Source organism: Streptomyces lunalinharesii (genome assembly GCF_039532155.1).
Lineage (GTDB): Bacteria > Actinomycetota > Actinomycetes > Streptomycetales > Streptomycetaceae > Streptomyces > Streptomyces lunalinharesii.
This window is the reverse complement of the sequence record NZ_BAAARK010000045.1, coordinates 29,538-49,029: the sequence shown is the minus strand read 5'-3', so window position 1 is coordinate 49,029 and position 19,492 is coordinate 29,538. Positions and strand designations below refer to the sequence as shown.

General features: G+C 68.7%; 13 protein-coding genes. 1 reads left to right on the top strand and 12 read right to left on the bottom strand.

Going from position 1 to position 19,492, the window contains the following annotated elements:
* The 8 genes from ABD385_RS36055 to ABD385_RS36025 form a co-directional block, all read right to left on the bottom strand.
* The coding region (locus ABD385_RS36055) for a transposase (RefSeq protein WP_344583847.1) at positions 1 to 238 on the bottom strand (238 nt) is incomplete at its 3' end.
* Positions 163 to 840: an IS110 family transposase gene (locus tag ABD385_RS41485; RefSeq protein ID WP_425585558.1), complete on the bottom strand. Its 678-nt coding sequence runs from the start codon at positions 838 to 840 to the stop codon at positions 163 to 165. The genes ABD385_RS36055 and ABD385_RS41485, both read right to left, overlap by 76 nt.
* A gap of 579 nt (positions 841 to 1,419) precedes the next feature.
* Positions 1,420 to 1,977 carry a DUF3291 domain-containing protein gene (locus ABD385_RS36050; protein WP_344583845.1) on the bottom strand — a complete coding sequence of 186 codons (558 nt, stop codon included), beginning with the start codon at positions 1,975 to 1,977 and terminating at the stop codon, positions 1,420 to 1,422.
* A 252-nt stretch (positions 1,978 to 2,229) separates the two neighbouring features.
* The gene (locus ABD385_RS36045; RefSeq protein WP_344583853.1) at positions 2,230 to 2,526 is read right to left on the bottom strand and encodes a YciI family protein; all 297 of its coding nucleotides are present in this window, start codon (positions 2,524 to 2,526) and stop codon (positions 2,230 to 2,232) included.
* A 166-nt stretch (positions 2,527 to 2,692) separates the two neighbouring features.
* Positions 2,693 to 3,592, bottom strand: a complete 900-nt coding sequence (locus ABD385_RS36040; protein WP_344583843.1) for a Vgb family protein — start codon at positions 3,590 to 3,592, stop codon at positions 2,693 to 2,695.
* Positions 3,589 to 4,245 (bottom strand): CatB-related O-acetyltransferase, encoded by a 657-nt coding sequence (locus tag ABD385_RS36035; RefSeq protein WP_344583842.1) that lies wholly within the window; start codon positions 4,243 to 4,245, stop codon positions 3,589 to 3,591. Before ABD385_RS36035 ends, ABD385_RS36040 begins: the two co-directional genes overlap by 4 nt.
* Before the next feature lie 67 nt (positions 4,246 to 4,312).
* Positions 4,313 to 4,705 carry a VOC family protein gene (locus ABD385_RS36030; protein WP_344583852.1) on the bottom strand — a complete coding sequence of 131 codons (393 nt, stop codon included), beginning with the start codon at positions 4,703 to 4,705 and terminating at the stop codon, positions 4,313 to 4,315.
* 155 nt (positions 4,706 to 4,860) lie between these two features.
* Positions 4,861 to 6,387, bottom strand: coding sequence for an FAD-dependent monooxygenase (locus ABD385_RS36025; protein ID WP_344583841.1), 1,527 nt, complete (start codon positions 6,385 to 6,387; stop codon positions 4,861 to 4,863).
* Between the two features lie 167 nt (positions 6,388 to 6,554).
* Here ABD385_RS36025 and ABD385_RS36020 point away from each other — a divergent pair, with 167 nt between their 5' ends.
* Complete coding sequence (locus ABD385_RS36020; protein WP_344583840.1) at positions 6,555 to 7,145, top strand: TetR/AcrR family transcriptional regulator; 591 nt, start codon at positions 6,555 to 6,557, stop codon at positions 7,143 to 7,145.
* Positions 7,146 to 8,999: 1,854 nt separating this feature from the next.
* On the opposite strand, the gene ABD385_RS36015 is transcribed toward ABD385_RS36020, so the two are convergent.
* From ABD385_RS36015 to ABD385_RS36000, 4 genes are read right to left on the bottom strand one after another with little or no spacing between them, the layout of a single operon-like run.
* A complete protein-coding gene (locus ABD385_RS36015) occupies positions 9,000 to 10,655 on the bottom strand; it encodes a hypothetical protein (protein WP_344583839.1) in 1,656 nt (551 codons plus the stop codon).
* Positions 10,652 to 14,140, bottom strand: coding sequence for a hypothetical protein (locus tag ABD385_RS36010; RefSeq protein ID WP_344583837.1), 3,489 nt, complete (start codon positions 14,138 to 14,140; stop codon positions 10,652 to 10,654). Before ABD385_RS36010 ends, ABD385_RS36015 begins: the two co-directional genes overlap by 4 nt.
* Positions 14,141 to 14,168: 28 nt before the next feature.
* Positions 14,169 to 16,319, bottom strand: a complete 2,151-nt coding sequence (locus ABD385_RS36005) for a hypothetical protein (RefSeq protein ID WP_344583835.1) — start codon at positions 16,317 to 16,319, stop codon at positions 14,169 to 14,171.
* A 43-nt stretch (positions 16,320 to 16,362) separates the two neighbouring features.
* Positions 16,363 to 18,984, bottom strand: a complete 2,622-nt coding sequence (locus ABD385_RS36000) for a DUF6603 domain-containing protein (RefSeq protein WP_344583834.1) — start codon at positions 18,982 to 18,984, stop codon at positions 16,363 to 16,365.
* Positions 18,985 to 19,492 lie beyond the last annotated feature (508 nt).

Genomic DNA, 19,492 nt, shown 5'->3' with positions numbered 1-19,492 from the left:
TGCCGCCCGAGGAGTATTCAACCGGGCTTGCCCCGCACAAGGCGGCGAACGACGCTTCACCACGCAAGCGGTCCGCGTTGTCCCCCATGGCGATCAGCAAAACAGCGGCGCTCTGCGGTCCGACCCCCACAGCGGCGAACAGTTGGGGGTAATGCCCCTCGATCAGCTCAGCCAGACGCTTTTGCAGCTCTCGGGCCTGCACGCTGAGCTGCTCGATTCGCTCAGCGAGCGTGCGCAACGTAAACCTCGTAGCCCGCAGTACAGGATCCGTCTCCCCGGGCCTTCGCCGAGCAGCACACAGGCACGAATGAGAGCTCGGCGCTTCAAGCCGGCCAGCTCTTCCCTCAGCGCTGGATCGGCAGTCACCAGGACCGCTTTGAGCTGGTTGGTCGCCTGGGTGCAGGCTTTAACAGCGGAGTCCCTGGCCACGGTGTACATACGCGCGATCTCTACCGGGCCGTTCCCTGACTTCGCCTGAGAACACGCACGGCCACTGAGCACGGCACGGGCGGCGGCTTCTGCATCACCCTGGTCGGATTTGCTCCGTCGGCGACGTGCCGAACGCCCCGGCCCAGGAGCCTCGATGACCGCGATGCCTTGCGACAGCAGATACCGGGACAGGGCCGCCCCATAGTTGCCAGACCCCTCCACCCCAGCACGCCGAACGAGGCCAAACCGGGATGACCATTGCGCAAGTTGACAATATCCGGTCGTGGTGGCCGAGAAGCTCTCGATGGCCAGAGTCTTCCCCGTCATCGTAACCACGGCAGCCACATGAACATCTCGGTGCGTGTCAACCCCAAGAATCACCTCGTCTGCATCCGGAGAAGGGCGCTCCATGGAATGAACAGGGCTTGTTGATTCGATCGTTCATCCGCTCCTGTCGGTTGTTGTACATCAGCGTCGCCACTGGCCCGGAGGAGTGGTCATCAGTGAAACGGTGCAGATTCCTCACGCACGGCAGTCCTCCAGACACACTCCCCCGAACCAGTGTCTGTGCACACTGTCTCGCCCCGCGAACGACCCAGGATCGTCAGGACACTTCGGTCAGAAATCTCAGGAGCCAGATCACGGCACGACGGCAGCATCGCTGCCATCCCTTCCATCTGCAGATCGCCAGTACACCGCTGCCCCTCGTCGAGGGTTACCCGTTGAAGCCCAGCAGTGTCCACGCGCCCCCGGAATCTTCGTCGCTACGGAAAGCGCGCCTGCGCGCATCGCGGGCCTCAGCCGTCAAGGTGCGCAAGGAACAGTTGGGCCGGTTCGACCACATCGATGCGTCGTCCAGGAAGAGGGCCAAGGCGGGCACCAGGTTGCGAGGCGGCGCAGTTCACGATGCAAGGCCGCCACCCGCCATCGAGGGTCGGCACCGCCGCCATCGCGTACACCGGCATGAGTCGGTCCCGGTGGCAAGCCCTTTCAGCGAACCTGGTCGCTCTTCGGCCCGATGCCTTTGATCCTGGTCGGAGTTCCGTCCGGGGCGAACGAGTGGTGGAAGGTGAAGGCCTGCGGCGCGGAGCCGTGGTCGTGGAGGTGTTCCAGCCTGGAAACCCCGTCCTGCCAGGTGGGTATCACATCGTCGGAGACCCACCAGAACACGTAGCCCGGGTGTTCTGACCTCTCGATCCAGTCGTAACGCCTGTTCAGCGCCGCACGGTGCAGACCGGTGTAGATGGCGTCGAAGGCGGGGCGCAGGTCGGTCCAGAGTGAGAGGGTCGCGGCCAGGGCGATGGTTTCCGCCGTACGGCCCTTGCCGTACCAGGTCGGTACGGCGAACTCACCCCATGCACCCCAGTCCAAGTCGAAGTGTGAGCCCCGGTCGCCGTATGCCGCTTCAGCATGCGCGAGGTATCCGGGGTGCTGACTGATCTTCCGGTAGACGGCCTCACCAATGTCGTAGAACTCGCGCGTGAGAGGTGCGGGATCGGCGAGAGGTGACTTCAGGACGCCGAATGTGTACAGAGCAAGATGGGGCATGCGTCTCTCCCTGGTTGGGTGTGCCTGGTGTGGAACGGGTTCGGCGGCTTATGCATGGGCGCGAGGATTCGTAGGGCGTGACCGACTCATCTCGTCGCAGCTGGCCCAGCCTGAAGGAACCCCCGCGCGACCGGGGGCGACCACCGAAGACAAGATGTGAAGGTTCCGGGAAATGGGGTGGTGGCGCTGCCTGCCTCCGTGGAAGTCCACATCGGCCCGGCAAATGCCGAGCAGCAGCATCGACAACCCCGCTCAAGCCGGTGTGCCGGGGCGACGCCAGCGGCGTTGTCGGCCTCGGCTGGGTTGGATGACGGAGCGACTGGGGTCACTGTCAAAGGACACCGGGGTGGGGAGTCTCCTGGCCGGTTCGACGGCTTCCTCCCGGTCGGCCACGTCGATGATGAACCAGCCGCCGCGGGTCTCCTCGCCGGCCTGCGCGGGCCCGTCGGTCACCGCTGAAGTCCCGCCGGCCGTTCTGCGCACCGTCGCGGGAGTGATGTGCTCGGTCTCCAGAGAGTCGCCACCGACCAGCCTCCCGGCCGCCGCGATGCTGCCGATCCAGCTTTCGTATTCCTTGCGGTAAGCCGCCCGGTCGGCCTGGATCCGGGCGGCGTGACTCGTCCGTCTCGAAGGTCACGAGTGCGTATTTCATGGAGGCTCCTCTCCAACCGCCGTACGGACAATCGATGCTGATGGGGTGTGAGAGGCAACCTGGTCAGGTGGTGCTGTCCGCTGGGGCGATGCGGGCGAGTGCGCCGATCTCCAGTGCGGTCCACACGGCGCCGTCGGGGCCGGGGGCGATGCCGTGCGGTTCGGAGTGGGGGGTGGGCAGGTCGTGGACGGTGAGGGTGCCGTTGGGGGTGATCGTGCCGACGCGGTTGCCGGCCCATTCGGTGAACCATGCGGTGCCGTCGCTGTCGACGGTGACGGCGTGGGGTCGGGCGGTGCGGTCGGGCAGTGGGAACTCGGTGATCTGCCCGTCGGGAGTGATCCGTCCGAGCTGACCGGCGGCGATCTCGACGAACCACAGCGCGCCGTCGTGGCCTGCGGCGATCCCCACCGGCCCGGCCGCCTCCGTCGGCAGGGGATGGATGGTGACCGCACCGTCCATGCCGATCCGGCCGAGGGCGTTTGCCTGGTTGAGGGTGAACCACATCCCTCCATCGTCACCGGCGGTGATCGCTGAGGGGAACGCGCCTGTGAGGGGGAGCGGGAACTCGGTGATGTGGCCGTCGACGGTGATGCGGCCGATGCGGTCGGCGGCGGTCTCGGTGAACCACAGTGCACCGTCGGGGCCTGCCGCGATGCCGAACGGCCCGCAGCCGGGGGTGGGCAGGCTGAATTCGGCGATGACGCCGTCGGTGGTGATGCGCCCGATCCGGTCTGCCCGGTACTCGGTGAACCACAGCGCGCCGTCGGGGCCGGGTGTGATGACGGTCGGCCCGCAGGCGGGGTCGAGCTGGTGGTTCGTCGGCTCCTGGCCAGGGACGAGCTGGCCGATCCGGCCACTGTGGACGAGGGTGAACCACAGCGCGCCGTCCGGCCCCGTGGTGAGGGCGTAGGGTCCGGCCGCGCTGTCGGCCACCGCATGCTCTTCGATGGATACCTGGTTCACAGGGGCTTCCCCAAACCGTGCTGGGTGGCGATGCGGGCGATGTCGTCCGGGGTTCCGGACATGATGGTGCGGGCGTGTCCGGTGACGAGGTCGGTGGGCCAGTCCCACCAGGCGGCGCACAGCAGTTTGTCGACGTCGGCGTCGCTGAATCGTTGCCGGATCGGTCGGGCCGGGTTGCCGCCGACGATCGTGTAGGGCGGAACGTCGGCGGTGACCACGGCGCCGGCGGCGATGATCGCGCCGTCGCCGATGCGTACGCCGGGCATGACGGTCACCTGGTGCCCGAACCAGACGTCATTGCCGATCACCGTGTCACCGCGGCTGGGCATGGAGGTGACGATGTCCAGGGTCTCCTCGGTCCAGCGGCCGCCGAACATGGTGAACGGGAACGTGGAGACCCCCATCGTCGGATGCTCCGCACCCGCCATCAGGAACCTGACTCCCGCGGCGATCGCGCAGTACCTGCCGATGACCAGACGCTCGGGGCCGTACGCGTACAGGACGTTGAGGTGTTCGAACCCGGTCGCGCCGGCCGGGTCGTCGTAGTAGGTGTACTCGCCCACGACGATCTTCGGCGAGGTGACCAGTGGTTTGAGGAACACCACCCGGTCATGCGCCGGCAGTGGGTGAACGGCGGTGGGATCAGGCGACAACGTACGTCCTTCGGATTCGTGGCCCGTAGCCTTCGGGATGGGGTCGTCTGCGGCTTCGCGCGGTTGGTCAGGCAGGGTCGGAAGGGGTGGCCCACTCAATGAACTGGATGACCACTCCGTTGGGGTCCTTGATCTGGAACAGCCGCTCGCCCCAAGGCTCTTCACGCAGCGGCATGGTGATGTCGACACCCTCGGCGCGCAGCCGCTTCTCCTCGTCCTCGATACCGGTGCTGGTGAAGGCGAGAATCAGGCCGGCGGCGTGCTGGTCACGCTGGTCGGCCGGCAGCACGTCGGGGCCACGTGCGAGCAGGACGATGTCCACCGCGGCGTCGCCGCGCGTCAGGGAGGCGAACCCCTCGGCGGCGGCCTGCTCGGCATAACCGAGGTGGCTGGTGAAGAAATGCCGGGACGCGGCGACGTCGTCGACGGTGAGCGAGACGGTGGACGCGGTGACCTGCAAGACGGTTCTCCTCATGGATTCTTCACGGAGCCCGTCGCCGCTGGTGGGCGAGGCGGTCTGGCGTGATCGTCGATGGGGGTACGAGCCATTGACCGCCACTTCGCGGCGCCGGCGCTTTGTCCGCGTCGTCGGGCATAGGTGATCGGCTGTCGTTCTCAGGGAGTGCCGAACCAGTCGCTGAGGGCTTCTCGCAGCGCGGGTCCGGCACTGTCGGCCGGTTCGTCGATGCCCGCTGCCCAGGCGATGTGGGCGTCCGGACGGATCAGCAGGACATCGGCCGGTCGATCGTCGGTTTTGGCGGTGTGGACCTCGACGCGCTGTTGCCAGTCCTGCGCCCTCTCGCGAAGTTCCGGGCGGTCGGCGAGGTCCAGGAGGAGGGGGCGTGCGGTGTGCATGAGTTCGGCCACGCTGGTGGTGCCCTGGTCGGCGTGCAGAGTGAGGTCGGGCGCGAAGGTGCCCACCAACGCGTGGTGGTCGGAGCCCGGCATCGGATAGCGGATGTCGGCTCCGGCGACAAGCGCTCCAATACGGCGCAACGGCTGCTCGTCCACGAGCAGTTCCTGGAAGACCTCGCGAAGCGCTTCGGCGGCCGGGTCGTGCCCGCGCCGCAGGGCCACCTGGGCCCTGGTGTGCAGCATGGTGCGCTCGCCGGCGAGGTGGCGTTCGTCGTGGTAGGTGTCCAGCAGACCGGCCGGTGCCCAGCCGTGGACGTCGGCGGCCAGCTTCCAGGCCAGGTTGACCGCGTCGAGCATGCCGGCGTTGAGCGCCACACCGGTTGCGGGGAACAGGTGCGCCGCGTCGCCGGCCAGCAGGATCCGCCCGTCGCGGTAGCGCTCGGCCTGCCGGGCCTTGAAGGTGAACCGCGACAGCCGAAGCGGTTCCCCCAAGGGCAGGTCCGCGCCGAGCACGCGGCGGACGCTGTCCTGGAGTTCGGCCACGGTCATGTGGATGTCGTCGTCGTATTCGGTACTCTCGTCCTCGATGGTGTACAGGGAGACGACCTTGGAGTCCGGCGACGCACCGAGTCCGAACAATCCCTCGTCGGTCCGAGTGAAACCGGCGCGGATCGTGCCGAAGCCGGGAACATCGAGGTCCCCGTCGCCGACCACGGTCACCGTGTCGGGCAAGGTGATCTGGGCCAGCCGGTTGACCTCCGGGTAGACGGTGCCGGGGAACGGAATACCGGCCACGTCACGGACCCGGCTGCGTGCACCGTCGCACCCCACCAGGTAGCGGCCGGTCACCCGGTACGGCCCGTCCGGGCCACGGACGTCCACGATCACTGCGGTGTCGTCCTGACTCACCCCGGTCACCTCGTGCCCGCGACGGACGTCGACACCGAGTTCGCCTGCGCGGTCCTCGAGCAGTCGTTCAAGCCGCGGTTGCGGCAGCGGCAGGGCGTGCATCGGCGGATCCGTCAGCTGGGTGAGGTCCACATGCACACCGCCGAACGGGAACCGGGGAGCCGGGACGGGGTCGGTGCAGGCCGCTTCGAAGCGTTCCAACAAGCCGCGGTAGTCCAGCAGTTGCAGGATCTGCCCACCGAGTCCACCGGCCTTCGGGGTGTCCCGGCGCTGCGGCTGTCGCTCCAGCACCAGCGGTCGCACACCAGCCAAACGCAGTTCAACGGCCAACATCAGGCCGGTCGGGCCAGCGCCCACAACGATCACATCGGCGTCCATCACTGGCCACTTCCCTCGCAGTTTTCGATGGCTGACTTGGCAGGGCAGTCGCCACGACACGCCACGCCACGGCGAACGGCACGGCACGGGCCGTGCCGTCATTGGAAGTGTGATCAATGGGCAGCCTTCTGTCAATACGGCACGTGCCGTGCCGATAGGGTGGTGGCATGACCGATAGCCGCGCCAGTCGTCACGACAACCGAACCGAAGCGATCATGAGGGCCGCACTCGACCTGGCCCTGGAAGTCGGCTACGCCAAGCTCAGCATCGAGGCGGTCGCGACCAGGGCCGGCGTCGGCAAACACACGGTCTACCGCCGCTGGTCCTCCCGCGGCCTGCTCTTCCTCGACGCGGTCCTCAGCCTGAACACCGGAGGTCTGAGCCACCCCAACACCGGCGACGTCGTTGCCGACCTGCGCGAGACGATGACCAAGGCTGCCAACCTGCTGGGCCACCCCCCTTGGGGTCCGCTGTATCAGGCCCTCATCGGCGAAGCGCAGCACGATTCCGAGGTCGCCGCCGCGCTCAACCGGCGTTTCATCGAGCCGCAGACCGCCGACACCCTGGCTCGCCTCAAGGCGGCCAAGGACCAGGGCGAAATCGCGCCCGACTTCGACCTCGACCTGGCCTTCGACATGCTGTCCGGCCCGCTGTACTACAGACTCCTCATCACGCAGCAGCCGATCACGGACGATTACATCGACCGGGTCCTACAAGCGGTCTTCGCCGGGATGAGCCCCAAGCCACAAACGCGATAGAGGGCCGCTCCTCCTCGGACAGGAAGCGGGCAGAGATCGAGCGCAAGCCGTTCCGTTCTTCAGCCCGCGGATGAGGCTCGAACTCGCGCGAGTCACCGACAACCGGCTGGATCGCGGCCCGAACCGTCTTGCGTCCTGCCTTCGTGGTCCTCACGCGTGCACCGTGCCCGCTGACCCACTCCTGGCCCGTTCGACGGTTGATGCCGACGATGCGGCTGGCCTCTCCGATACTCACGCCTTCGTGTATCAGTTCGAGAAACCTCTGCTTGACCTCGGGGGGGCACCCTCTTGCCGTTCGGGCGCCCCCCGACAGTGATTGTGTCTTTCATCGCTTACCCGGAGGTCGGGTGTTGCGACGTTCATTAGAACCCGAGGCATTCCGGCGGGGCTTCGACGTGTCACCAGCTCTCACAACTGCCCCTATGACGGGGGGCATGATTGTGCCGGGCTGGCCAGGGAGGGGGCTTCCCTGGCCGCGTCACATTCGAGAGACATTGGCCCGATCTGCGCCACGACTTGCCTTCTCCAGCACGGCCTTCATAGTCGCCCTGAGTGCGCGGGGCGAAATCCAGGCGGGGCACGATCCCATGCAGGGCGACGTTGACCTGCCGAACAAGGCGACGCTTCTGCCGACTGTCCCCGGAACCCTCGGCAGGGCTGCTCCGTAAGGGACGTCACAGCAGCCGAATGAGCTTCCCGCTACGCGCCGGCACCAAGAACTACCTCGCCCGTAGACGACTTCGCGGATAGGGGAAGTACCGGTCGTCCCTTCTTCTCCTTCCACCTTGGTGGCACATCGCGTGGTTGGCACCGAGCCGAGCGGGCGGTCAGAATTGTGACGACGCCTGGTAGGCAGGCCCCTATCGGGACACCCCCGGCGAGCCCGGTACCCATAACGCACCGTCCCTGAACCCGGCAGTCGACACAGTGTGAGCAAGACACCCCGGTCAGACGTATCAAGAGTCAGACCGCCGCAGGACAGCACCTACCAATTCTCCCCACACTTAGGGCCCTCCACCCAAAACCCCAGAACATGCCCAAGTCTGGTACGTAGAATTCCCTGATCGGATTTCGGCCGAGCACAAAAGATCGCGAAGGTCTGCACCGCGTTCAGTCTTGGACTCACCAACGATGCCTGCGAGTAAAACACAATTGCTCGACAGAGAGATCCTCCACTGTTGCTCCGGAACAGCCCAACGCCGCGCTGACGAACGCGGGCGAGTGCCTGCTAACGAACTCCAAACACATCAGCAAGCTCGTTGACGAAACACCGCAGGCCAACGACGCTGCTCCGGAGGCCCAGACGTCGTCGCGCAAGGCAGTGAGTTCGGGGGCGACGGAGTGGGCGCACGGTCGGCGTCCCACTCGTGCCCGACATCGCGTACCGATCGCCGCCCCTCCCTTTGGCGCAATTCTGCAAGGCGCGGAGGCAGTGGCGGACAGCAGCGGGCCCACCGCCGCACTCGCTTCGACGCGGGCGGCACCCTTGGAAGAACCCGTGGCCACGGAGGAATCAGTGGTCTCCGACTGCGCCCACGTCCGCGCGCTGGCGACGTCACATGAAGCCAGGGGTGTGTGTTCGGATCAACTCGTGAGTGATACTTCCGATGCTGGCCGGGCTCCTGGTCGAAGTCGGCAGCAGCCAGCAGGTGATGCCGACGGCCGCGACCAAGAGGCCGTCGGCATCACGAGGAAGGGGCACCGGAGCCAGAGCCATCCTCAGGGCCTTCACATTGAACATCCACACCTCTCGACCGAGGCGCATGTTCAGAAGAAACCCATCTTTCCCTGGGAAGGTTCCCAGGCCAAACCATCAAGCCCAACCTGCTCTCCGACGCCGGGCTTTAAAGGTCACTAGCGCATGTAGTACATGTGCAGGGCGTCCTGGTAGACGATCAGCGTGGCGGCGTCTTTGGTGAGATTGGCGACGAGGGGCTTGGGATCGAAGTCGATGATCCCGCCGGTTTCGCGAATTCGCTTGTACTCGTATGTGTCGTCGCCCCTGCGGACGAAGTACCAGATGGCGTCGTAGAAGGCCACCGCGGTGGGCCCGTTGTCCGCTGGCCAGTGGCCGGTTGACCATTGCACCCCGCCCGAGCCGAAGCCGTAGGTCCAGTTGTCGCCGTTGGCGAAGCAGACGTACCGGACAGTGGGCGGGGTTTGCGAGACGCGCAACCCGGCGCTCGTTCCCGGCCCGCCGGTGGCCGTTTCGTTCGTGATCCTTTGGGGTGCGCTCCAGTCGGCCCCGTCGAACGTGATGCCCTGCACGGTCGCGTCGGGGGCGCGGTAGGTGCAGTGGAGTTTGCCGTTCAGTTCGCACAAGGACGGGGCGTGGGTGGTGCCCCTGTCGGAGATGGCGGTTGGCGTGCTCCAGAGGTTGCCGTCGTAGGAGGTCCAGTTGAGGGTGTCGTCCATGGCGCGGTAGACGCAGTACAGCGTCCCGTCGAGGGTGGCGAGGGCGGGGGTGTTGGGGCTGCGGATGTCGAGGGTTTGGTCGGGGAGCCAGTCGATGCCGTCGATGGAGGCGGACCATTGCAGGTTGTCGCCGATCAGGGCGCGGTGGACGCAGTGCAGGCGGTTGTTGTGGAGGGCCATGGCGGGCGGGTTGGCGCCGGAGTGGAGGTTGACGGCGACCGGGGTGCCCCAGCCGTCCTTCGTCGTGTAGCTGATCCGCATGAGGTTGGAGACCATGCGGGTGCTGAGGGTGCCGCGGACGAAGAGGTTGGTGACTTCGAGGTCGGGGACGTTGACGGTGACAAGGCTGGTGAGGGTGCGTTCGACGGTCGTGTTGCCGGACTGGGCGATGCCGCGCAGGTAGAAGGGGGTGGTCTGTTTGAGGTTGGGGACGGTGTAGGTACGGACGTTGGTGACGTCGATCTCGGCGGTGCCGTAGAGGAGTTTGTAGGTGGCGTTGTCGGACGCCTCCCAGGTCAGCGTGGTGCTGCCGCTGTGTTCGAGGGCGATGGGGTCGGCCTTGAGGTTGGCGAGGGTGAAGTCCGGGGGGAACTTTCCGACCGTGAGGGTGTCGACGTCGTCGCGCCAGCTGGTGGTGCCTTCCCGACGCCAGCTCACGATGACGGTGAGGGGGACGGAGCCGAGTTGGCGGTTGATGGGGATGTTGCGGAGTTGGATGGTCACTCCCTGGCCCGGCTGCACGGTGGCCGTGCCGCCGGGGGCGTTGAAGACGATCTCCTGCTCGGCCTCGTTGTGGGCGGGAGGCCAACTGGTGCCGCTGTGATTGACGGTGGCTTCGACCTCCCGGAGGTGTTCGGTCAGTGCGTGGGCGAGGTCGCCGACGGGGAAGCCGACGGTAATGCGCTGGACCTCGATGGTGTTGAAGTTCATCGCGCTGCCGACGATGACGATGTCGCCGTGTTCGAGGGCGCCTTGGGCCGGTGAGACCCGGAGCGGGTCAGGCTGCGTCGTGAGCTCGTAGACGAGGCCGGACTGGTCGGCGGAGGCGGGTGCGGGTCCTGCGGGGGCGGTGGTCTGGGAGACGATCAGGCTCATGCGGGCTCTCCGTCGGTGTGGTCAGTGCGCGTGGCGGGGGCGGTGAGGGCGTCGCCGAGGAGCAGGTAGCCGGACCGCAGCTCGGGGTGGTCGAAGGAGGCTGCGGTGGGGTCGGGGGTGGTGGCGGATCGGGTGTGCCAGTCGTCGCCGGCGGGTTCGGCCCAGGACCAGGTGCCCCTTGGGGTGGCGGGGACGGGTGTGAAGGCGACGCCGTGGGCTTCGGTGGCCAGGAGGGGGCCGGCGCGGAAGGCGGCGGCCATGCGGGCCAGGGCGCGGGCGGTGAAGTGCTGGGGGATGTGGAGGGTGCCGGTGGGCAGGACGTCGGTGGTGGCGTGGACGGCGGCACGCGGGTCCACCAGGAGCGTGGCGTACGTCGGGTCGCCGGCGAAGGTCACCGTGATGGGCGGCTCGCCATCGACCGGAATGGCACGGAGAAAGTCTCCGTGCTCGCCGACGGGGTCCACGACGGTGTCGAGGTGGTCGTAGCCGTCGCCGAGGACCATGCCGACGAGTCCGTCGTCGGTGCGGTGGGGGTCGCCGAGCCGGACGAACCACGGGTAGTCGGTCAGGCCCGGGGCGGGCGGGTCGGCGACCTGGCTCCAGGCGACGGTGCTGCGCGGCGGCCCGTGCAGTTCCAAGTCGAGACTGGCCCGGACGAGGGCCAGGGGGCGGCCGAGGAGGAAGCCGAGGCCGGCGTCCTGGGGGCCGTCGGGGTCGATGGTGGTCAGTGCGGCGTCCAGAGTGGCGCGGACGGCTTGGAGTACGGCCGGGCCGCGGCGGACGATCGCGTCGAGGAAGCCGTGGACGTGCGGGGAGATGTCTGCGAGCTGGTCGAGTTCGGTGATGCGGGAGCCGGGCAGCGGGGCCCAGGCCACGATGCGCTCGCCGCTGGCGGCGAGGACCTCCCTCAGCTCACCCAGGGAAGCGCCGTCTGGGGCGAAGCAGACCAGGGTGCGGTCGAGGCGGTTGTCCAGCAGCCAGGCACATACCGGGTTGGCGCCCGGCGTGGTCGTGACGTCTTCGTCGTCGGTGGCGTCGAGGAAGTCGAAGCGCAGGCGAGCGGGTTGCAGGAAGCGGGGGCCGAGTTCGATCAGCCGCGCGGGAGCAAGTTCGTCGCTGGGGTGGTCGGGGACCATGGTGTCGGGCAGGACCGGTTCGAAGTGCAGCTCGTCCTCGATGAGGTTGACGGCACGGCCGAAGCGGTCGACGACCGACAGCCGCGTGAACGCCATGTGGCCAGCCCGCAACTCGTGGAACCGCGTGTCCTGCCACGGCTGGCCGGGGTACTTGGGCGCGATCCCCGGAACCGGCAGGAGTTGATCCGTCGGGCCGATGAGTGCCTCGATGTCCTGCGGGGGCCGGCGCCAGGGGCGGGCTTCACGCTGGCGCAGCATCGCGCCGAAGCCGTCCAGGCTCTGCGAGAGGAAGTCCTCCGTACGCGCGTCCTCACCCAAGGTGCGGATGAGGTCGCCGGCCAGGTCGCTACGGCCGGCGGCGTACGCCTCGATCTGGCCGGCCAAGGCGTGGCCGGCACTGGGAGTGAGGACCTGTCGGCCCATGAGTTCGACGGGTTCGGGGATCTCGCCGGTGCCGTCCCAGCGGTAGCGGGTGCCGTCGAAGCGCCAACGAGGCGTGTCGTCCTCGGTGAAGGCGAGGGGGGTGTAGTGGGCCTTCCACATGAGGTATAGCGGCTGCCAGGGCTGGCGCCACAGGTCCGTGCCGTATTCCGGTAGGGCGCCGGTGACCTGGTCGGGGTTGATGGGGCCGGAGGCGCGGGCGCGGGCCAGGAGGAAGAACTCGCTCAGTGCGGCGGGGACAAGGTCCGGCAGGCCACTGGTCTCGATCTGGTCGACGTCCGCGCGGACCGAGTCGGCGGTGAGGGAGCCGATCGCCGTGACCAGGCGGTCGCCGGCCCGGCACGGCAACGAAGAGCCGCGAGTGAGGGGGGCGTTGAGGTGTGCGCCGCGCAGGACCACGACGGGGTCGGTGGACTGCTCGTACATGTCTCGCGGGACGCGTTCCAGGAGGCTGACCGACGCCAGTCCGGCTCGTGCCGCGTAGGTGGCGGCGCTCTGGGCGAGTTCCTCGGGGGTGTCCCCCCACGGGAGGGCGGCGCGTTGCTCGGCGAGCTGGGCCGTGAGCGTGCTGACGCGGCCGGCGGCGCGGTCGGGGACAGCGGGATTGAGTTCGTCGTCGACGACATCCTCGAACGTGGGGTGTTGGCGTGGGGCGCGGGAGAGGGCCCAGATGTCGTAGAGGCGGGCTTGGGCGGCGGCCAGGTCGCGGGCGGTGGCGTCGTGGGCGCTCTGGAGTCGGTTCAGTTCGGCGACCACCTCCTGCTCGGTGTCGCGACGCTCGGCGAGGGTCGCGGCCGACAGGCGGGTGCGCGCTTCAGCGTCGTCGGTGTCGACGACGCGCCAGGTGTAGCCGCCGGAAGCAGTACCGAAGCCGGTGTCATGGGCGGCACGGTCGGTCAGTTCGTCGCCGGCGCCGTCCGCGCGGTCGAGGGCGTCCAGGGTGCCCAGCGCGAAGGATCGGAAGAGCCGCGCGTCCTGTGCGGCGCGCATTCCTTGGTCGGCGTCGGGTTCGGGGAGCATGGCGACGGCCTCGGCGGAGCTGTTGGCCACGCACGCCGTGATGCTGCTGGGGCCCGGGCAGTCGGACTCCGGGACGCCGCCGTCGGGCTCCCACGTCACGCCCAACGCGCTACCGGTGTAGAGGGTGCGCTCGACGGCGTTGGTGGCGGTGGGGGCCAGCCACTCCAGACGGTCCAGCAGGGCGGTGAGCGGTTCGCCTTCTGGGCGGGTGACGATGTCGGCCTCGGGCTGCGCGTACCAGCCACTGACGTGGTAGGCGAGGCCGGCGTCGCCGGGGACGTCGTCCAGCGGGTCATGCAGGGAGAACACGTTGTGGTTGTAGGGCTGGAAGGCGGTGAACGTCAGCAGTCCGGAACCGAGGGCCGTCAGGAACGGCGACCGGGCGTCGGCGGGCTCACGCCAGGGCTGCTCGGCCGTCAGGTCGTGGGCGCGGCCCAGGAAGCTGGCCTTGAGTTCCTCGCCGTCGCCTGCCGGATCCAGGCAGGAGACCGTGCCGGGGACGATGCCTGCGCCGTCCGCCCGGGTGCCCACGTAGTCGCTCTGCACGATCCAGGCACGGCTCTGGCGGATGTCGGTGCAGTGGCGGACGACCAGCCACCGGTTGGGGACAAGGGGGAAGTCGCCGACGCCCTCGGCCTCGTCGTGCCGACCGCGGGTGAGCGCCGCCGGCAACTGCCACTGGACGTACACGCCGCAGCGGCCGGGGTCGTTGCTCCAGTCCTCGAAGGTGAACGGCACCGGCTCGGCCGGCAGGTCGTCGAAGGCGAGCGCTTCGAAGTCGGCCTGCCAGCGCTGCCAGATGAATCTGCCGTCGGTGATCCGGGTCTGGTCGTTGACGGCCAGTGCCGCCACTTCCACGGGCACCACCAGGGTGCTGAGCGGGTTCATCGTCCTGCCTCTTTGCTCGGGGCGGTCGTCACGGGCGCGTGAACTCCTGGAACTGGGGTGCCTTGATCATTTGCAGGGCGAACTGCGCCGAACTCAGCTCGGCGCCTTCGTGGGCGGTTCCCAAGGCCGGCAACAATGCGTCGCCGGGGCCTGCGACGTTGAGGACGTCGTGACCGCCCGGGCGCAGGAACCGTGCGAAGCGGTCGTCGGCCGGGTCCTCGGGGAACTCGCCCAGCGGCGCGCCCACGTTCGGCCCGGAGATCTCCCGCAATTCGACGGTGCCGATGTCGCTGAACCCGAAGTGCAGGCCCTGCGGCGGCTCGGCCAAGGTGAAGGTGTCGATCACCTCGGGATACAGGAGCATCAGCACGTCGTGCCCGTAGACCGTGCGGTGGACCGGCACGATGACGTCGTCGCCGGCGAAGGCGGTCAGGATGGTCTTGGGCCAGTGCGGGACCAGGTCCGAGCGCATCAACACCGCGCAGGGCGGTGGCGCGGTGACGTCGGCGGCCAGGGCGTTGAGGTCCGCATCGAGCGCGTGGCCGACCCCGACGCTCAACGCACCGTCCACCACGGCGCGCACCCAGCCCGGGTCGGTGTAGGCGAAGCGCAGTGACTCGGCCGGCAACATCGCCGGATCCGGCACCAGGTGGGTGAACGGAATCATCTCCAGCAACGGCAGGCGCGCCAACCATGCCGCCACCGGCTCCAGCTCGTCACCGAGCGCGTCACGCAGCACCGCTCGGGCGTTGACGTCGGCGAAGGTTGAGCGCAGCGCGACCGTGCCCATGGCTGCCTGGGCTGTCCGCAGGCCAGGGCCCGCGGTGCGGCGGGCGGCGGGTGCTGCGCCCGTGGAGCGCAAGGTCTGGCGGAACCGGCCTCCGCCCCCCTCGGTGAGCAGCTGGTCGAACGCCGCCCGGGCCTGCCGCCCACGCAGGTCCTGAGCAGTGGCGGCGCGACCTGCGGCGGTGCCGTGCGCGGCCATGCGTCGGACGGCGGACCGCGCGGCATGGCGGAACTCCATCAGGGCGGTACGGAACGCCTCGTCAGCCAGGCACAGCTGGCGGCCCAGGCTGAAGGCGGCGGCGTAGCCGGCGTCGAAGACGCCGTACTGCTCGAGGTAGATCAGGCCCTCGCCGGCCGACTCCAGTCGGCTGCGTCCGTCGGCTGGGGCGGGTAGCGGCTGGGCTCGCTCGGCGGTCAGGGGCCCGCGATAGAAGCCGAAAGAGCGCTCGCCGGATTCGAGCCAGTGCGGCACCGCCGCAGCCCCCGCGTTCAACCGCGCCCGCATCTCGTCCTGAGCCGCGTTCGCTTGGCTGGAGTCGGGGAGGCGTCGGCGCAGCAGGAGGTCTGGTTGGGAGTCGGGGCCGGTGGCGAGGTTGTGGGCCAGGTCGCCGAAGCCGACTCCGGTGTCATAGACGGACTCGAAGGTCCACGACCACAGGGAGACCATCCGCAGGCCCTCGGCGGGTGGGGCGGTAGCGCCGTCGAGGTAGCGTTCGAAGCCGTCGAGGGAGACGAGATGGACGACGTGCATGCTGCCGTCCACGGCGGGGAAGCGGTTGGCGACGACGACCGCGTTGAGGTCGTCAGGATGCGGCTCAGGCTCCTCCTCGCCGCGGGTGTGGGTGGCGTCCGGCGGGCCCCCTTCGCGGACGTGGGCGAGAGCGGCCATCTCCGCCGAGCCCGGAGCCAGCGCGGTGAACAACGGGCCGGGGACGTGGACGGTGGTGCAGGCGGTCTCCCACTCGTCGTCGAAGACGTACTCCGGCGCGATATGCGGTGGCTGGCCGGGCAGCGCCCGGTCCAGGAGCTGGCGGACGGTCTGGACGTCGACGATGCCCAACGCCTGCGGGTCATCGGGCAACTCGTTTTCGCGGAAGACCAGCAGGGCCATCCACGGAACGCTCTTGTCGGTGCCCGGCAGCCGGCGCAGCCAGGGCAGCGCCGGGGTGTCCAAGGTGATGTGCGGCAGGATCTGGCTGTAGGTGCCGCTCGCACCCGGCAACGGGTAGCAGGCGTGCACGTCGGTGTCGACGATGGTGAAACGCAACTCACGGACGTCGAAGCGCTGCTCGTGGTCGGGCAGGCTGGCACCGGTGGCGTCGAGGGTCTGTTCGACGCCGATCTGGTGCTTGCCCGCGTACAGGGACGGGATGCGGTGGTCGAACAGCCGCATGCGGTGCTCGACACTGTGAATACGAGGCACGAGTGAAGGCCTTTCAGCCGGCGGGAACGAGCAGGGGCGCCGCGGTGAAGGAGATCTGCGAGACGCGGGCGTAGCCGGGCAGCTCGGAGTCGAGGGTGCCGAGGTCGACACCGGCAGCACCCAGGGCATCGGCCAGCGCGCCGCGGGCGGCCTGCTGGGCGGGGGCGTCAACGGTGTCGGCGATCCGCCCGATCGCCTCCCCGCCAGGAAGACGGCCAGGGACGGGACCGGTCGGTTCGGCGTCCGCATCGAGCGGCACCACGCCCGGCTCCATCGGATCGAACGCCAGGTGCTCCGCCGAGATATAGCCGGTCGTCGCACCGTTCTCAGCGGCCGGCGACACCAACTGCACACCCGTGAGCTGCTCGTGGACCAACTGCTCACCAGGGGGTGGGAGCTGGTTGGGCGAGCCGGTGCCCCACAGCGATTTCGGTACCGCCGTGCGTTGGTAGGTCCCGTCCCACTCGGCCAGCAGCACCGGGGTGCCCTCCAGCAGGAGGGTTACTCGTTGGGTGCTGGTGCGGTCGGTCTCGCCCATTGGCCGCACGCCGACCCGCTCGCCTCGCTCGGCCGGGGTGGTGGCGTCGTCGAGGTAGAGCTCGGTGATGGGTACGGCGGAGTCGATCGTGAAGGTGAAGCCGGCCGAGGACACCAGCCATGCCTCGTCGCTGCCGCCGCCCACCGCGCCGTCGCTGATGAGACCGGGGCCGGGGTGGATGCGGACGAGGTTGTCCGGCGGCGGCAGCATGTCCTTGAAGCCGTCCCAGTCCAGCAGGTCGTCACCGCTGTCGCGGCGGGCGCCGAACCGGATGGTGAACGAGATGAACCACAGGTGGACCGTCGCCTCGCCACCGGTCGGCGGGCCGAAGATCCGCAGGCTCACCCCGACCTCGATGGTGATCGACACGGTCACGAAGACGATCTTCACCCGGGCCTGCACCCCGACCCGCACCTTCAGCCCCATATCGAACGCGAACGGCTTCCACTGGATCAGCGCGTCCACGCCCGCCGTCAGCCAGGCACGCAGCGCGCCGGAGTGGAACTGCACGTCCAGGCCGCCGCCGAGCATCACGGCCGACGGCGTGACCGCGAAGTACGCATCACCCGACACCGTGACGCTGCCGGCCAGGTCCCAGTCGAAGCCAAGTCGGGCAGGCACCGGATAGTGCGCCGGTGGCACGTAGTTGGGGTGATAGCCGCCGAGGCTGAACACGAAGTCCCCGGCCTGCTCGCTCGGCCCGTACCAGATACATAGGGAAGCGCCGCCGCGCAGCTGACAGTTGGGATCGATGACGAAGGAAGCCGGGGTGAGTGCCGCGGAGAGGCGCATCTCTCCGCTCTTCGGCTTCAGGACCGCCTCAAGAGCGATCTCGGCCTTGGCATACTTCTTCTTCCCGCCGCGGGGAAGCTCGGCGCTGCCGATCCCCAACAGGGCGAACGCAAGGTCCGGCCCGGTCTGCACCGCAGCCAGCGCCCGGCCGAAGACCGTGTCGAAGCAGCTGAACGCCAGCCCCGCGGCCAACCACGCCTCGTCCTGCGCCGGCTGCACCCACGCGTCCTCGCCGGCGGTGAGGGTGCGCAAGACCTCCACCGGGTCCCCGTCGGCCCCGCCGATCGCCCCAGGGTCGTCCAGCGCGGCCAGGAACGGGAAGTCGGCCAGCCCCTCCACCTCTTCCGGCAGCCGCAACCTGCTGTTCCAGCCCAGCCCCAGCGCGATTCCCCGCACCTGGAACGGCGGCGGCCCGATGCCCTTGTCCGCCCCCAGCACGCCGAACCCGAACACCGAAGGCTGCATACCCGACTCACCCGGCACCACGTACGCACCGACCGCGCTGCCGGTGATCGTGCCCGTGTCCACCAGCAGGACACCGCCCAGCACGGTGCGGTACGGCGGAGAGGCCGGCAGCTGGGCGAACGTGCCGGACACCGACAGCGGCGGCACCCGGTAGGAAACCGTGACCCCTTCGCCACTGTCCGGCACCCCCACCCCCCAGCCCGACGTCCGTCGCCCCTCAGAGACGGGCGCCAGCACCGTGAAGCCCTCCGCCCCCGCCACGGCCACCGCCGTGCGACGGCGGACGGGCACCGGCCGCGGCGTAGCCGGCTTCGCCGGGAGCGCACGCCCCAGCCCGTCCCGCCGTGTACCAACGCGCACGGTTTGCGAGTCGCGGTTGCGGCGTACGGGAATCAATGAGCCATTGGGCAACACCAGCCACGTCCCGGCCGAGAGCCGAGCCGGCAGCGACGAGAGCGGCCCCTCTGCCTGACGTACCTCGGCGAGTTGTTCTGCTCCCAGGTCGGTGGGCGACGCCAGTACGTGCCACGTCGATCCGGCCTGACCGGTGAACTCCACCCCGCACACCGCCGAATCGGGGGAGCTCACCGCGGCCAGCCGCACCTCGGGCCCGAATCCGTCCAGGAATAGACGCTCAGCGTCGGCGTGCATCCGCACGTCGTTGACAACCGCCCCTGCCGGCAGTTGCGCACACTCCACGCCTACCAGCTCGGCGGCCCACTGGGCCGGCTCGGACTCTTCCAGTCCCTCCAGCACCAGGGTCATCGAGGTCACGGTCGCGTCCCGCTCGGTGAACTCCACTCGGACGGGGCGTGGCTCGGTGAACCCGTCGAAGGCCACCACCCCGTCCGCCCCGAGCCGCCCGGGTTCGGCCCCATCGACCTGCCTAATGATCAGCCCCGTAGGACACCATCTCGCCAAAGGGGTGCTCCACATGCCCAGTTCAGACCAGGCCAGAATCCACTCCCCCGTCGCCGCGCCTCGCTCCAACCGGGCCCGAAGTTGCGCCACATCCAACGCCATGCACCCCTCTCTCGCAGCCACCACAGCCAGCTCCAGCTTCAACGAACCCAACGTGAAGAGACTGTCACGGTGAGTACGCGGAACTGATGATTGAAAGCGCTATCCGGCCAAGTAAGCGGACTTCGCGGCGGCACGAGCCTTGTGCAGGGCCGCCGTTGCCGCGCTTCACGGCGCGGGTCGACCATTCGGGTGCGCCCGTACCGGAACCGCCCCCGCGGCCGACTCGTTCTGGCCGCCCGGACCTGGTTCCTCAGCACCTCCGGCTTGCCCCCAGATCAGCAGCGACCACCCTGATCGTCACTCCCGGCCGCAACTGGCGCAGCGC